23 protein-coding genes are annotated in these 12,276 nt (G+C 65.7%); all 23 read right to left on the reverse strand.

What is annotated here, in order from left to right; translation table 11 throughout:
• Positions 1-94: 94 nt before the first annotated feature.
• Complete coding sequence (locus ACIOHC_RS07110) at positions 95-751, reverse strand: adenylate kinase (protein ID WP_351078023.1); 657 nt, start codon at positions 749-751, stop codon at positions 95-97.
• Positions 751-2,070, reverse strand: coding sequence for a preprotein translocase subunit SecY (gene secY, locus ACIOHC_RS07115; protein WP_351078026.1), 1,320 nt, complete (start codon positions 2,068-2,070; stop codon positions 751-753). The genes ACIOHC_RS07110 and secY overlap by 1 nt, the downstream gene beginning before the upstream one ends.
• Positions 2,071-2,286: 216 nt before the next feature.
• A complete protein-coding gene (rplO, locus tag ACIOHC_RS07120) occupies positions 2,287-2,742 on the reverse strand; it encodes a 50S ribosomal protein L15 (protein ID WP_018550610.1) in 456 nt (151 codons plus the stop codon).
• A gap of 1 nt (position 2,743) precedes the next feature.
• Positions 2,744-2,926 carry a 50S ribosomal protein L30 gene (rpmD, locus tag ACIOHC_RS07125; RefSeq protein ID WP_018550611.1) on the reverse strand — a complete coding sequence of 61 codons (183 nt, stop codon included), beginning with the start codon at positions 2,924-2,926 and terminating at the stop codon, positions 2,744-2,746.
• Positions 2,926-3,531 (reverse strand): 30S ribosomal protein S5, encoded by a 606-nt coding sequence (gene rpsE, locus ACIOHC_RS07130; RefSeq protein ID WP_030914151.1) that lies wholly within the window; start codon positions 3,529-3,531, stop codon positions 2,926-2,928. The genes rpmD and rpsE overlap by 1 nt, the downstream gene beginning before the upstream one ends.
• Positions 3,532-3,578: 47 nt before the next feature.
• A complete protein-coding gene (rplR, locus tag ACIOHC_RS07135; protein WP_093540756.1) occupies positions 3,579-3,962 on the reverse strand; it encodes a 50S ribosomal protein L18 in 384 nt (127 codons plus the stop codon).
• A gap of 2 nt (positions 3,963-3,964) precedes the next feature.
• Positions 3,965-4,504: a 50S ribosomal protein L6 gene (rplF, locus tag ACIOHC_RS07140; RefSeq protein ID WP_266747962.1), complete on the reverse strand. Its 540-nt coding sequence runs from the start codon at positions 4,502-4,504 to the stop codon at positions 3,965-3,967.
• A 21-nt stretch (positions 4,505-4,525) separates the two neighbouring features.
• Positions 4,526-4,924, reverse strand: a complete 399-nt coding sequence (gene rpsH, locus ACIOHC_RS07145; RefSeq protein ID WP_005313538.1) for a 30S ribosomal protein S8 — start codon at positions 4,922-4,924, stop codon at positions 4,526-4,528.
• A 224-nt stretch (positions 4,925-5,148) separates the two neighbouring features.
• Positions 5,149-5,334, reverse strand: a complete 186-nt coding sequence (locus ACIOHC_RS07150) for a type Z 30S ribosomal protein S14 (protein WP_003948630.1) — start codon at positions 5,332-5,334, stop codon at positions 5,149-5,151.
• A gap of 2 nt (positions 5,335-5,336) precedes the next feature.
• Positions 5,337-5,894, reverse strand: a complete 558-nt coding sequence (gene rplE / locus ACIOHC_RS07155; protein WP_189544134.1) for a 50S ribosomal protein L5 — start codon at positions 5,892-5,894, stop codon at positions 5,337-5,339.
• On the reverse strand, positions 5,894-6,217 hold the full coding sequence (rplX, locus tag ACIOHC_RS07160; RefSeq protein WP_003966949.1) for a 50S ribosomal protein L24: 324 nt from the start codon (positions 6,215-6,217) through the stop codon (positions 5,894-5,896). Before rplX ends, rplE begins: the two co-directional genes overlap by 1 nt.
• A 2-nt stretch (positions 6,218-6,219) precedes the next feature.
• Positions 6,220-6,588 carry a 50S ribosomal protein L14 gene (gene rplN, locus ACIOHC_RS07165; protein ID WP_003966950.1) on the reverse strand — a complete coding sequence of 123 codons (369 nt, stop codon included), beginning with the start codon at positions 6,586-6,588 and terminating at the stop codon, positions 6,220-6,222.
• A 106-nt stretch (positions 6,589-6,694) separates the two neighbouring features.
• Positions 6,695-6,979 (reverse strand): 30S ribosomal protein S17, encoded by a 285-nt coding sequence (gene rpsQ, locus ACIOHC_RS07170; RefSeq protein WP_030977953.1) that lies wholly within the window; start codon positions 6,977-6,979, stop codon positions 6,695-6,697.
• Positions 6,979-7,203 (reverse strand): 50S ribosomal protein L29, encoded by a 225-nt coding sequence (gene rpmC, locus ACIOHC_RS07175; protein WP_015035581.1) that lies wholly within the window; start codon positions 7,201-7,203, stop codon positions 6,979-6,981. Before rpmC ends, rpsQ begins: the two co-directional genes overlap by 1 nt.
• On the reverse strand, positions 7,203-7,622 hold the full coding sequence (gene rplP / locus ACIOHC_RS07180; RefSeq protein ID WP_014047785.1) for a 50S ribosomal protein L16: 420 nt from the start codon (positions 7,620-7,622) through the stop codon (positions 7,203-7,205). The genes rpmC and rplP overlap by 1 nt, the downstream gene beginning before the upstream one ends.
• A gap of 5 nt (positions 7,623-7,627) precedes the next feature.
• Positions 7,628-8,470, reverse strand: coding sequence for a 30S ribosomal protein S3 (gene rpsC / locus ACIOHC_RS07185; protein WP_093540760.1), 843 nt, complete (start codon positions 8,468-8,470; stop codon positions 7,628-7,630).
• Positions 8,470-8,817 (reverse strand): 50S ribosomal protein L22, encoded by a 348-nt coding sequence (gene rplV / locus ACIOHC_RS07190; RefSeq protein WP_004571827.1) that lies wholly within the window; start codon positions 8,815-8,817, stop codon positions 8,470-8,472. The genes rpsC and rplV overlap by 1 nt, the downstream gene beginning before the upstream one ends.
• Before the next feature lie 43 nt (positions 8,818-8,860).
• Positions 8,861-9,142, reverse strand: coding sequence for a 30S ribosomal protein S19 (gene rpsS / locus ACIOHC_RS07195; RefSeq protein ID WP_003966956.1), 282 nt, complete (start codon positions 9,140-9,142; stop codon positions 8,861-8,863).
• Between the two features lie 12 nt (positions 9,143-9,154).
• The gene (gene rplB / locus ACIOHC_RS07200) at positions 9,155-9,991 is read right to left on the reverse strand and encodes a 50S ribosomal protein L2 (RefSeq protein ID WP_093773282.1); all 837 of its coding nucleotides are present in this window, start codon (positions 9,989-9,991) and stop codon (positions 9,155-9,157) included.
• Between the two features lie 40 nt (positions 9,992-10,031).
• A complete protein-coding gene (rplW, locus tag ACIOHC_RS07205) occupies positions 10,032-10,355 on the reverse strand; it encodes a 50S ribosomal protein L23 (protein ID WP_189544130.1) in 324 nt (107 codons plus the stop codon).
• Positions 10,355-11,005 (reverse strand): 50S ribosomal protein L4, encoded by a 651-nt coding sequence (gene rplD, locus ACIOHC_RS07210; protein ID WP_327369309.1) that lies wholly within the window; start codon positions 11,003-11,005, stop codon positions 10,355-10,357. Before rplD ends, rplW begins: the two co-directional genes overlap by 1 nt.
• A 4-nt stretch (positions 11,006-11,009) precedes the next feature.
• Positions 11,010-11,654 (reverse strand): 50S ribosomal protein L3, encoded by a 645-nt coding sequence (gene rplC, locus ACIOHC_RS07215; protein WP_351078032.1) that lies wholly within the window; start codon positions 11,652-11,654, stop codon positions 11,010-11,012.
• A 13-nt stretch (positions 11,655-11,667) separates the two neighbouring features.
• Entirely contained in the window at positions 11,668-11,976 is a 309-nt protein-coding gene (rpsJ, locus tag ACIOHC_RS07220) for a 30S ribosomal protein S10 (protein ID WP_003948644.1), read from the reverse strand.
• Positions 11,977-12,276: the final 300 nt, after the last annotated feature.

A 12,276-nucleotide genomic window follows, 5' to 3' on the forward strand; every position in this document is an offset into this window, starting at 1 on the left:
TGGGGGCTGATTAATCACCGCTCCGGCTCAAACCTGCGGCCGCGCCGCCCATGGCCGCCGCGCCCGACTGTACGAGTACTGCGGGGTCTGCCTCTCAGGCCTTCTCGGACCCGAGAGCCTCCATCGCCCGCTCGGTCACCTCGGTGACCTTGCCGAGCGCGGAGATGGTGACCACCAGGTTCTGGGCCCTGTAGTAGTCGATGATCGGCTCGGTCTGCGTGTGGTAGACCTCCAGCCGGGTGCGGACCGTCTCCTCGGAGTCGTCGTCGCGCTGGTACAGCTCGCCGCCGCAGGTGTCGCAGACGCCTTCGGTCTTCGGCGGGTTGTACGTCACGTGGAAGACGTGCGCGCTGTCGTTGCGGCAGATCCGGCGACCCGCGATCCGCTTGACGACCTCGTCCTCGGGGACCTCCAGGTCGAGAACCGCGTCCAGCTTCACGCCCTCGTCCTCGAGCATCGCGTCAAGAGCCCCGGCCTGACCCACATTGCGCGGGAAGCCGTCCAGCAGGAAGCCGTTCACGGCGTCCGGCTGGGACATGCGGTCCTTGGCCATCGCGATGGTGACCTCGTCCGGCACCAGCTGCCCCGCGTCCATGTAGGCGCGGGCCTGCTTGCCAAGGTCGGTGCCCTGGCTGATGTTGGCGCGGAAGAGATCGCCCGTGGAGATGTGCGGAATCGACAGGTTCTTGGCAAGGTACGCAGCCTGCGTTCCCTTGCCGGCACCGGGCGGCCCGACGAGGACGATTCGCATCAGCGGAGGAACCCTTCGTAATTGCGCTGCTGGAGCTGACTCTCGATCTGCTTCACGGTCTCCAGACCCACACCCACGATGATGAGGATGCTCGTCCCACCGAACGGGAAGTTCTGGTTAGCGCCACCGAAGCCTGCCAACGCCATCGTCGGCACCAGAGCGATCAGACCCAGGTACAGCGAGCCCGGCCAAGTGATCCTGTTGAGCACGTAGCTCAGGTACTCGGCAGTAGGTCGACCAGCCCGGATACCCGGGATGAACCCACCATACTTCTTCATGTTGTCGGCGACTTCCTCGGGGTTGAACGAAATCGCCACGTAGAAGAAGGCGAAGAAGACGATCAACAGGAAGTACGCCGTGATGTAGTACGGGTGGTCGCCCTTGACGAAGTTGTCCTTGATCCAGGTCGCCCAGCCCGCGGTGGAGTTGGAGAACTGGACGATCAGGGCGGGGATGTAGAGCAGCGAAGAAGCGAAGATGACGGGAATCACACCCGCCTGATTCACCTTCAGCGGAATGTACGTCGAGGTACCGCCGTACGACCTGCGGCCGATCATGCGCTTCGCGTACTGCACCGGGATGCGGCGCTGGGCCTGCTCGACGAAGACGACGAGGCCCACCATCACGAAGCCGATCAGGATGACGGTGCCGAACTCGATCCAGCCGTCGGCCAGCTTGCCGCTGGTCTTGATGGCCCACAGGGCACCGGGGAAGCTGGCGGCGATCGAGATGAACATCAGGATCGACATGCCGTTGCCGATGCCACGGTCGGTGATGAGCTCACCGAGCCACATGACGGCGGCGGTGCCCGCGGTCATGGTGATCACCATGACGATGGTCGTGAAGATCGACTGGTTCGGCACGATCTGGTCGGCGACCGGGCAGCCGCTGAACAGCGCGCCACTGGTGGCGGTGGCCACCAGGCCGGTGCCCTGGAGGATGGCGAGCGCGACGGTCAGATAACGCGTGTACTGCGTGATCTTGGCCTGGCCGGACTGCCCCTCCTTCTTGAGCGCCTCGAGTCGGGGAATCACCACGGTCAGCAGCTGGAGAATGATGCTGGCCGTGATGTACGGCATGATGCCGAGCGCGAAGATCGTGATCTGCAGCAGTGCACCACCGCTGAACATGTTCACCAGGCCGAAGAGGCTGTTGTTGCCCTTGCTGGCCTGATCAACACAGGTCTGGACGTTCTCGTAGCTCACTCCCGGTACGGGGATGTGTGCCCCGAGCCGGTAGATCACGATGATGCCGAGCGTGAAGAGCAGCTTCTTGCGCAGGTCGGGCGTCTTGAACGCCCGGGCGAACGCGGTGAGCACGGTGCCTCCTGCGACCCCCGCGCAATGCGAAGAGGTGACGGTCTTGAGGATCGACGAATACGTAACAGTCAAAAGTCCCCGGGCGGGTGCCCGAGGGGGATACCACACAACAACGCACGCCACCTTACCGGCGACCATGCCCACCTAGGAACGACCAACCGGGGATGCCCCAAATGAGAGGCATCCCCGGTCGGATGTTCAGGCCATCGAGTTGTCTCAGACGAGCTCGGTGACGGTGCCGCCGGCGGCGGCGATCTTCTCCTTGGCGGAGCCGGAGACGGCGTCAACCGAAACCTGCAGAGCCACGGAGATCTCGCCCTGTCCGAGGACCTTGACGAGGTGGTTGTTGCGCACCGCACCCTTGGCGACCAGGTCGGCCACGGTGACCTCTCCACCCTCGGGGTAGAGCGTCGCGAGCTTGTCCAGGTTCACGACCTGGTACTCGGTGCGGAACGGGTTCTTGAAGCCCTTGAGCTTCGGGAGACGCATGTGGAGGGGCATCTGCCCACCCTCGAAGCGCTCCGGAACCTGGTAACGGGCCTTGGTGCCCTTGGTGCCACGACCGGCGGTCTTACCCTTGGACGCCTCACCACGACCCACACGGGTCTTGGCGGTCTTGGCGCCCGGGGCGGGCCGGAGGTCATGGGCCTTCAGCGGCTTGTTCTCCGCCATGTCAGTCGACCTCCTCAACCGTCACGAGGTGGCGGACGGTGTGCACCATTCCGCGGAACTCGGGGCGGTCCTCCTTGACAACCACGTCGTGCAGGCGCTTGAGCCCGAGCGAACGCAGGGTGTCGCGGTGGTTCTGCTTGCTACCGATGTACGACTTCGTCTGCGTGATCTTGAGGCGAGCCATTACGCACCCGCTCCCGCACGCGCACGAAGCAGGGCCGCGGGGGCGACGTCCTCGAGCGGCAGACCGCGGCGGGCCGCGATCTCCTCGGGACGCTGCAGGCCCTTGAGGGCCGCCACGGTCGCGTGCACGATGTTGATCGCGTTGTCGGAGCCGAGCGACTTCGACAGGATGTCGTGAACGCCGGCGCACTCCAGAACGGCGCGCACCGGGCCACCGGCGATAACACCGGTACCGGGGGAAGCAGGCTTCAGCAGGACGACGCCCGCAGCCTTCTCGCCCTGGATCGGGTGAGGAATGGTGCCCTGGATACGCGGAACCTTGAAGAAGTTCTTCTTGGCTTCTTCCACGCCCTTGGCGATGGCCGCGGGAACTTCCTTGGCCTTGCCGTAGCCGACACCGACGGTGCCGTCACCATCGCCCACCACGACCAGCGCGGTGAAGCTGAAGCGACGACCACCCTTCACAACCTTGGCGACGCGGTTGATCGCGACGACGCGCTCAACGTACGCGGTCTTCTCGGCGGCAGCTGCGCCGCCGTCACGGCCCTTCCGGTCCCGCCGCTCGCCGCCACCGGCACCGCTTCCGCGGCGCTGGGGTCCAGCCATTGGATTTACCTCTCTCTGTTACGTCCGCTGTGCGTAGGAACCGGGGCTTAGAACTTCAGCCCGGCTTCACGGGCGGCGTCAGCCAGAGCGGCAATCCGCCCGGCGTACTGGTTACCACCGCGGTCAAACACGACGGCCTCGACGCCTGCGGCCTTGGCGCGCTCAGCGACCAGGGCGCCGACCTGCTTGGCCTGGGTGCTCTTGTCGCCCTCGCCACCACGGATGGAGACGTCCAGGGTCGACGCCGACGCGAGCGTGTGGCCCGCGATGTCGTCGATGACCTGAGCCACCATGTGGCGGTTGGACCGCGTCACGACCAAGCGCGGACGCTCCGGCGAACCGGAGATGTGCTTGCGGACGCGGATGTGGCGACGCTTGAGGGCGGCACGCTTGTAGGCGTCGCCCTTGGCGATCTTCACGCCGTATGCCATGGCTACTTACCAGCCTTTCCGACCTTGCGGCGGATGACCTCGCCGGCGTACTTGACGCCCTTGGCCTTGTACGGGTCAGGCTTCCGCAGCTTGCGGATCTTGGCCGCGGTCTCGCCGACCTTCTGCTTGTCGATGCCCTCGACGGAGAACTTCGTGGGGGACTCCACCTTGAAGGTGATGCCCTCCGGGGCCTCGATCAGGATCGGGTGGCTGTAGCCCAGGGCGAACTCCAGGTTGGAGCCCTTCGCCTGGACGCGGTAACCGACACCGCTGATCTCGAGCGCCTTGGTGTATCCCTGGGTCACACCGGTGATCATGTTCGCCACCAGCGTGCGGGACAGGCCGTGAAGGGCCTTGTTCTGACGCTCGTCGTTCGGGCGGGTGACGCTGAGGAAGCCGTCCTCACCCTTGGTGACCTCGATCGGCGACGCGACGGTGTGCGTGAGGGTGCCCTTGGGGCCCTTCACCGCGACCGTGCGGCCATCGATGGTGACGTCCACACCGGCGGGAACCTGGATGGGGAGCTTGCCGATTCGCGACATGAGCTATTCCTCCGTTCCCGACTACCAGACGTAGGCGAGGACTTCCCCACCTACGCCCTTCTTCTGAGCCTGCTGGCCGGTCAGGAGACCGTGGGACGTGGAGATGATCGCCACGCCCAGGCCGCCGAGGACCTTCGGCAGATTGGTGGACTTTGCGTAGACACGCAGACCCGGCTTCGAGATGCGCTTGATGCCGGCGATCGAACGCTCGCGGTTCGGGCCGAACTTCAGCTCCAGGACGAGGTTCTTGCCGACCTCGGCGTCCTCGACCTTCCAGCCGGTGATGAAGCCCTCCTGCTGGAGGATCTCCGCGATGTGCGACTTGATCTTGCTGTGCGGCATCACGACGGAGTCGTGGTATGCCGAGTTCGCGTTACGCAGACGCGTGAGCATGTCTGCGATGGGATCAGTCATGGTCATGAATTGGCCTTCGGCCTCTCTCGCCGGGGTTTCCTGTATGCGCCATCCCTCTCCCCACTCAGAGGCAGGACGGGTGCGGTGCGGGGACCTACGGCGTAGTAAGTCGGTCTTGGGCGGCAGGCGCCCAACCCCACAAGCCTACGGCATGTGAGGCCGGGCCCCTGCCGACCAGATGCTTACCGAGAGCTTCCGTCAATTCCCAACGCCCGGAGGGCGAAGGAGAATTACCAGGAGCTCTTGGTCACGCCCGGCAGCTCGCCACGGTGAGCCATCTCACGAAGGCACACGCGGCACAGGCCGAACTTGCGGTAGACGGAGTGGGGCCGGCCGCAGCGCTGGCAGCGGGTGTACCCGCGAACGCCGAACTTCGGCTTACGGGCGGCCTTAGCGATCAGAGCCTTCTTCGCCACGGTCAGTTCTCCTTGAACGGGAAGCCGAGGTGACGAAGGAGGGCACGACCCTCGTCGTCATTGGTCGCCGTGGTGACCACGGTGATGTCCATGCCCCGGACCCGGTCGATCTTGTCCTGGTCGATCTCGTGGAACATGACCTGCTCCGTGAGACCGAAGGTGTAGTTGCCACGGCCGTCGAACTGCTTCGGCGACAGACCACGGAAGTCACGGATACGCGGCAGCGCGAGCGACAGCGTACGGTCCAGGAACTCCCACATCCGGTCACCACGGAGGGTGACGTGGCAGCCGATCGGCTGACCCTCACGCAGCTTGAACTGCGCGATGGACTTGCGGGCCTTGGTGACGGCAGGCTTCTGGCCGGTGATCGTGGTGAGGTCGCGCACGGCGCCGTCGATCAGCTTGGAGTCGCGGGCGGCGTCGCCCACACCCATGTTGACCACGATCTTGACCAGGCCGGGGATCTGCATGACGTTCTCGTAGGAGAACTCCTCACGCAGCTTGCCGGCGATTTCCTCGCGGTACTTCGTCTTCAGACGCGGAGTGGTGGTGGTAGCCATCAGATGTCCTCACCCGTCCGCTTGGCAACGCGGATCTTGTTGCCTTCGTCGTCGAAGCGGTAACCGACGCGCGTGACGACCTTGTTGCCGTCCTTCTCCACGACGAGCTGAACGTTGCTCACGTGGATGGGGGCCTCGGTCGTGACAATGCCACCGGTCTGCGAACCGCGAGCGGTCTGGCCGGCCTTGGTGTGCTTCTTGACCCGGTTGACACCCTCGACGAGGACGCGGTCCTGAGCGGGGTAGGCCACGATGACCTTGCCCTGCTTGCCCTTGTCCTTACCGGTGATGACCTGAACCAGGTCGCCCTTCTTGATCTTCATGCTTACAGCACCTCCGGCGCGAGCGAGATGATCTTCATGAACTTCTTCTCGCGCAGTTCCCGGCCCACCGGGCCGAAGATGCGGGTGCCGCGGGGGTCACCGTCGTTCTTCAGAATGACGGCGGCGTTCTCGTCGAAGCGGATGTACGAGCCATCCTGACGGCGACGCTCCTTGACGGTGCGAACGATGACGGCCTTGACGACGTCACCCTTCTTCACGTTGCCACCGGGGATCGCGTCCTTGACGGTGGCGACGATGACGTCACCGATGCCCGCGTAGCGGCGACCCGAACCACCGAGAACACGGATGGTGAGGATTTCCTTCGCACCCGTGTTGTCGGCGACGCGAAGTCGCGACTCCTGCTGGATCACGTCTATCTCCTGATCGTCTGCCGGTTCCCGGTGGGGGCCACTCCGTCACCGGAGCGGACCCCACCGAGCCTGGCGGAACCTGCCTGAGGGGAATGCCCCTCAGGAATTACTTGGCCTTCTCGAGGATCTCGACGACGCGCCACCGCTTCGTGGCGGACAGCGGCCGGGTCTCCATCAGGAGGACGCGGTCGCCGACGCCGGCGGCGTTCTGCTCGTCGTGCGCCTTGAGCTTGTTCGTACGGCGGATGACCTTGCCGTACAGCGCGTGCTTGACGCGGTCCTCGACAGCGACGACGACGGTCTTGTCCATCTTGTCGCTGACGACCAGACCCTCACGGGTCTTGCGGAAACCGCGGTCGGTGTTCGTCTCAGTCACAGTCTTCTCGCTCATCAGGCGCTCTCCACCGTCTCGATGCCCAGCTCACGCTCGCGCATCAGGGTGTAGATCCGGGCGATGTCCTTACGGACGGACTTGAGCCGGCCGTGGTTCTCGAGCTGCCCCGTCGCCGCCTGGAAGCGGAGGTTGAACAGCTCTTCCTTGGCCTCGCGGAGCTTGTTGAGGAGCTCCTCGTTGCCCAGCTCGCGCAGCTCGGACGCCTTGGTACCGGCCGACATCACGACTCACCTGCCTCGCGCCGAACGATCCGGCACTTCATCGGAAGCTTGTGAGCAGCGCGGGTGAGCGCCTCACGAGCAATCTTCTCGTTCGGGTAGGACAGCTCGAACATCACCCGACCCGGCTTGACGTTCGCGATCCACCACTCGGGAGAACCCTTACCGGAACCCATGCGGGTCTCGGCCGGCTTCTTCGTCAGGGGACGGTCCGGGTAGATGTTGATCCAGACCTTGCCGCCACGCTTGATGTGGCGGGTCATCGCGATACGAGCTGCCTCGATCTGGCGGTTCGTCACGTACGCCGGGGTCAGCGCCTGGATGCCGTACTCGCCGAACGCAACCTGCGTGCCACCCTTGGACATACCGCTGCGCTTCGGGTGGTGCTGCTTGCGGTGCTTGACCCTACGGGGGATCAGCATTTCGGTCAGGCCTCCGTTCCGGTGCTCTCGGCAGCCGGAGCGGCAGCGGCGGGAGCCTCGGCCTTGGGGGCCTCGGCAGCCGGAGCCGACTGCTGCTGCGGCTTGCGACCGCGACCGCCACGCTCGCCACCACGGCCACCACGGCCGGCCGGGCGGTCAGCGCCGCCACGGGCCGGGCGGTTGCCGGCGCGGGCAGCGGCGTTCTCGGCGCGGACCTCGGCGATGTTCTTGACGTCGCCCTTGTAGATCCAGACCTTCACGCCGATGCGGCCGAAGGTCGTCTTGGCCTCGAAGAAGCCGTAGTCGACGTTCGCGCGGAGCGTGTGCAGGGGCACACGGCCCTCGCGGTAGAACTCCGAGCGGGACATCTCGGCGCCGCCGAGGCGGCCACCGCACTGGATCTTGATGCCCTTGGCGCCGGCCTTCATCGAGCTCTGCATGCTCTTGCGCATGGCACGACGGAAGGAGACGCGGGAGGAGAGCTGCTCGGCGACGGCCTGGGCCACCAGCTGAGCGTCCACCTCGGGGTTCTTGACCTCAAGGATGTTCAGCTGGACCTGCTTGCCGGTCAGCTTCTCCAGCTCGCCACGGATGCGGTCGGCCTCGGCGCCGCGGCGACCGATGACGATGCCCGGGCGGGCGGTGTGGATGTCAACGCGGACGCGGTCGCGGGTGCGCTCGATCTCGACCTTCGAGATGCCGGCCCGCTCCATGCCCTTCGTCATCATGCGACGAATGGCGACGTCTTCCTTGACGTAGTCCTTGTACAGCTTGTCGGCGTACCAACGGGACTTGAAGTCCGTGGTAATGCCGAGCCGGAACCCGTGCGGGTTTACCTTCTGGCCCATTACCGGGTTCCTTCCTTGCTGCTGACGACCACGGTGATGTGGCTGGTCCGCTTACGGATCCGGTAGGCACGGCCCTGAGCACGCGGACGGAACCGCTTCAGGGTCGGGCCCTCGTCCACGTACGCCTCGCTGATGACCAGCGAAGAGGCGTCGGTGTGGTCGTAGTTGTGTGCGGCGTTGGCGATGGCGCTGTCCAGCACCTTGCCAACCGGCACGCTCGCGGCCTGCGGGGCGAAACGCAGGACCGCCTGAGCCTCCGTGGCGTCCATGCCACGGATGAGGTCCACCACGCGGCGGGCCTTCATGGGCGTGACGCGGATGTACCGCGCCTGGGCCCTGGCTTCCATGGTTGTCCCTTCGGTGTAAGTCATAGTCGTTTCCACCCCGCGGTTAGCGGCGCTTCGACTTCCGGTCGTCCTTGACGTGGCCGCGGAAGGTGCGAGTCGGCGAGAATTCGCCGAGCTTGTGGCCGACCATCGACTCGGTGACGAACACCGGGACGTGGATCTTGCCGTTGTGCACCGCGATGGTGTGACCCAGCATGGCCGGGACGATCATCGAGCGACGGGACCAGGTCTTGATGACGTTCTTGGTGCCTGCCTCGTTCTGTACGTCCACCTTCTTGATGAGGTGGCCGTCGACGAAGGGCCCCTTCTTGAGACTGCGCGGCATCTAAACCCGCTCCTAGCGCTTCTTGTTCGTCTTGCGGCGGCGGACGATGTACTTGCTCGATGCCTTCTTCGGCGAGCGAGTACGACCCTCCTTCTGACCCCACGGCGAGACCGGGTGGCGACCACCGGAGGTCTTGCCCTCACCACCACCGTGCGGGTGGTCAACCGGGTTCATCGCGACACCGCGGACGGTCGGGCGGACGCCCTTCCAGCGCATGCGGCCGGCCTTGCCCCAGTTGATGTTCGACTGCTCGGCGTTGCCGACCTCGCCGATCGTGGCGCGGCAGCGGGCGTCGACCAGGCGGATCTCACCCGACGGCATACGAAGGTGGGCCATGGTGCCCTCCTTCGCCAGCAGCTGCACGGAGGCACCCGCGGAACGGGCGAACTTCGCGCCGCCGCCGGGCCGCAGCTCGATGGCGTGGATGGTCGTACCGACCGGGATGTTGCGCAGCGCCAGGTTGTTGCCGGGCTTGATGTCGGCGGCCGGGCCGTTCTCGACACGGTCGCCCTGCGTCAGGCCACGCGGCGCGATGATGTAGCGCTTCTCGCCGTCCGCGTAGTGCAGGAGCGCGATGCGCGCGGTGCGGTTGGGGTCGTACTCGATGTGCGCGACCTTGGCCGGCACGCCGTCCTTGTCGTGACGACGGAAGTCGATCACTCGGTAGGCGCGCTTGTGGCCACCGCCCTGGTGGCGAACGGTCACACGACCGGCGTTGTTACGGCCGCCCTTGCTGTGCAGGGGGCGGACCAGCGACTTCTCCGGCGTGGACCGCGTGATCTCGACAAAGTCGGCGACGCTGGAGCCACGACGGCCCGGGGTCGTCGGCTTGTACTTGCGGATACCCATTTCTCAGTCCTCGTCCGATTCCGGACGATCCAGACCGCCCTCAGGCGGTCGGACCGCCGAAGATGTCGATACGGTCGCCCTCGGCGAGGGTCACGATGGCGCGCTTGGTGTCAGCACGCTTGCCGAAACCGGTGCGGGTGCGCTTGCGCTTGCCCTGCCGGTTGATCGTGTTGACCCCGGTGACCTTGACCGAGAAGACCGCTTCCACGGCCTGCTTGATCTGGGTCTTGTTGGAGCCGGGCGCGACGATGAACGTGTACTTGTTCTCGTCGAGCAGCGCGTAGCTCTTCTCGGAAACGACCGGCTTGACGAGAACGTCGCGCGGGTCCGAGTAGGTCTTGCTGGTAACGGTCGCCTCACTCATCAGGCGTCGCTCCCTTCGGTCTCAGCGGTCTGGGGGCCAGACACGAAGGACTCGAAGGCGGCCTGGGTGAAGACCACGTCGTCAGAGACGATCACGTCGTACGTGTTCAGCTGGCCCGGCTCCAGGATGTGCACCTGGGGCAGGTTGCGGGCGGACAGCCACGCGGCCTCGTCGGCACGGTCGACGACCAGGAGCAGGTTCTTGCGCTCCGAGATCTTGCCGAACAGCGTCTTGGCGGCCTTGGTGGAGACGGCACCCTCGACCACGCCGGTGACGACGTGGATGCGGGAGTGACGGGCCCGGTCCGAGAGGGCACCGCGCAGGGCGGCGGCCTTCATCTTCTTCGGGGTCCGCTGCGAGTAGTCACGCGGCTGCGGGCCGTGGACGACGCCACCGCCGGCGAACTGCGGCGCGCGGGTCGAACCCTGGCGCGCGCGGCCGGTGCCCTTCTGGCGGTACGGCTTGCGGCCACCGCCACGGACTTCGCCGCGGGTCTTGGTCTTGTGCGTGCCCTGGCGGGCAGCGGCCAGCTGTGCGACAACGACCTGGTGGATCAGCGGAACGCTGGTCTTGGCGTCGAAGATCTCCGCGGGGAGCTCGACGGTACCGGCCTTGTCGCCTGCCGGCGAAAGGATGTCAATGGTGCTCATTACCTCAAGCCCCCTTGGCCGCGGTACGGACCAGGACGAGGCCGCCGTTCGGACCGGGGACTGCGCCCTTGATGAGGAGCAGACCCTTCTCCGCGTCAACCGCGTGGATGGTCAGGTTCTGGGTGGTGACACGCTCGTTGCCCATGCGACCCGCCATGCGCATGCCCTTGAAGACACGGCCGGGGGTGGCACAGCCACCGATGGAGCCGGGCATGCGGTGCACACGGTGGGCACCGTGGGACGCCTTGCCACCCTTGAAGTTGTGACGCTTCATCACACCGGCGAAGCCCTTGCCCTTGCTCTTGCCCGTGACGTCGACCTTGACGCCGGATTCGAACACCTCGGCAGTGACTTCCTGGCCCAGCGTGTACTCGCTGGCGTCCGCGGTGCGGAGCTCCACCAGGTGGCGGCGCGGGGTCACGTCGGCCTTGGCGAAGTGACCCTTGAGGGGCTTGTTCACCTTGCGGGGGTCGATCTCGCCGAAGGCGATCTGGACTGCCTCGTAGCCGTCGTTGTCGTTGGTGCGGACCTGGGTGACGACGCAGGGCCCGGCCTTGACGACGGTCACCGGGACGACCCGGTTGTTCTCGTCCCAGACCTGGGTCATGCCGAGCTTCTCGCCCAGAACGCCCTTAATGTTCTTAGCCATCTCGCGCGTCACCTCAGAGCTTGATCTCGATGTCGACGCCCGCCGGCAGGTCGAGACGCATCAGCGAGTCAACCGTCTTCGGCGTGGGGTCGAGGATGTCGATGAGGCGCTTGTGCGTCCGCATCTCGAAGTGCTCGCGCGAGTCCTTGTACTTGTGCGGCGACTTGATGACGCAGTACACGTTCTTCTCAGTGGGCAGCGGCACCGGGCCCGCGACCGACGCACCAGTGCGCGTCACCGTCTCGACGATCTTCTTCGCCGAGGAGTCGATGACCTCGTGGTCGTAGGCCTTGAGCCGGATGCGGATCTTCTGTCCCGCCATGGCTACTAGTAGTCCTGTCTCTCATAACGCTCTGGAACCCGAGGGCTCTGGTAACTCCGTCTCCGACCCACGCGGTCGGGCGTGTCGCATCCCCTCTACGCAGAACTCCCGAAGGATTTCCCAACCAAGGGGGTGCGGGCCCGAGGACCGCGAGACCGGGGGCGGAACACCCACCGGGTGCCTGGCCGGCGCCCCACTGACGCTTCCCGGAAGATTCCCGTACGTCCGACCCGCAAGGGGTCGACGAGTACTGTGGGACTCGCTTCCGGTCCTCCCGGCGGGAGGCGCGCAGCATTGACA

Origin of the sequence: Streptomyces sp. NPDC088252 (genome assembly GCF_044740965.1) — a bacterium.
Taxonomy (GTDB): Bacteria; Actinomycetota; Actinomycetes; order Streptomycetales; family Streptomycetaceae; genus Streptomyces.

Coding starts and splice junctions, on each gene's coding strand:
- rplP (WP_014047785.1), bottom strand. CDS start 7,622: ATGCTGATCCCCCGTAGGGTCAAGCACCGCAAGCAGCACCACCCGAAG.
- rplC (WP_351078032.1), bottom strand. CDS start 11,654: ATGGCTAAGAACATTAAGGGCGTTCTGGGCGAGAAGCTCGGCATGACC.
- rpsJ (WP_003948644.1), bottom strand. CDS start 11,976: ATGGCGGGACAGAAGATCCGCATCCGGCTCAAGGCCTACGACCACGAG.
- rplO (WP_018550610.1), bottom strand. CDS start 2,742: ATGGCGGAGAACAAGCCGCTGAAGGCCCATGACCTCCGGCCCGCCCCG.
- rplD (WP_327369309.1), bottom strand. CDS start 11,005: ATGAGCACCATTGACATCCTTTCGCCGGCAGGCGACAAGGCCGGTACC.
- rpsE (WP_030914151.1), bottom strand. CDS start 3,531: ATGGCTGGACCCCAGCGCCGCGGAAGCGGTGCCGGTGGCGGCGAGCGG.
- rplR (WP_093540756.1), bottom strand. CDS start 3,962: ATGGCATACGGCGTGAAGATCGCCAAGGGCGACGCCTACAAGCGTGCC.
- rplF (WP_266747962.1), bottom strand. CDS start 4,504: ATGTCGCGAATCGGCAAGCTCCCCATCCAGGTTCCCGCCGGTGTGGAC.
- rplE (WP_189544134.1), bottom strand. CDS start 5,894: ATGGCTACCACCACCACTCCGCGTCTGAAGACGAAGTACCGCGAGGAA.
- rpsH (WP_005313538.1), bottom strand. CDS start 4,924: ATGACCATGACTGATCCCATCGCAGACATGCTCACGCGTCTGCGTAAC.
- rpsQ (WP_030977953.1), bottom strand. CDS start 6,979: ATGAGCGAGAAGACTGTGACTGAGACGAACACCGACCGCGGTTTCCGC.
- rpsC (WP_093540760.1), bottom strand. CDS start 8,470: ATGGGCCAGAAGGTAAACCCGCACGGGTTCCGGCTCGGCATTACCACG.
- rplX (WP_003966949.1), bottom strand. CDS start 6,217: ATGAAGATCAAGAAGGGCGACCTGGTTCAGGTCATCACCGGTAAGGAC.
- rpmC (WP_015035581.1), bottom strand. CDS start 7,203: ATGTCGGCCGGTACCAAGGCGTCCGAGCTGCGCGAGCTGGGCAACGAG.
- rpsS (WP_003966956.1), bottom strand. CDS start 9,142: ATGCCGCGCAGTCTCAAGAAGGGGCCCTTCGTCGACGGCCACCTCATC.
- rplB (WP_093773282.1), bottom strand. CDS start 9,991: ATGGGTATCCGCAAGTACAAGCCGACGACCCCGGGCCGTCGTGGCTCC.
- rplV (WP_004571827.1), bottom strand. CDS start 8,817: ATGGAAGCCAGGGCCCAGGCGCGGTACATCCGCGTCACGCCCATGAAG.
- rplW (WP_189544130.1), bottom strand. CDS start 10,355: ATGAGTGAGGCGACCGTTACCAGCAAGACCTACTCGGACCCGCGCGAC.
- ACIOHC_RS07110 (WP_351078023.1), bottom strand. CDS start 751: ATGCGAATCGTCCTCGTCGGGCCGCCCGGTGCCGGCAAGGGAACGCAG.
- rpmD (WP_018550611.1), bottom strand. CDS start 2,926: ATGGCTCGCCTCAAGATCACGCAGACGAAGTCGTACATCGGTAGCAAG.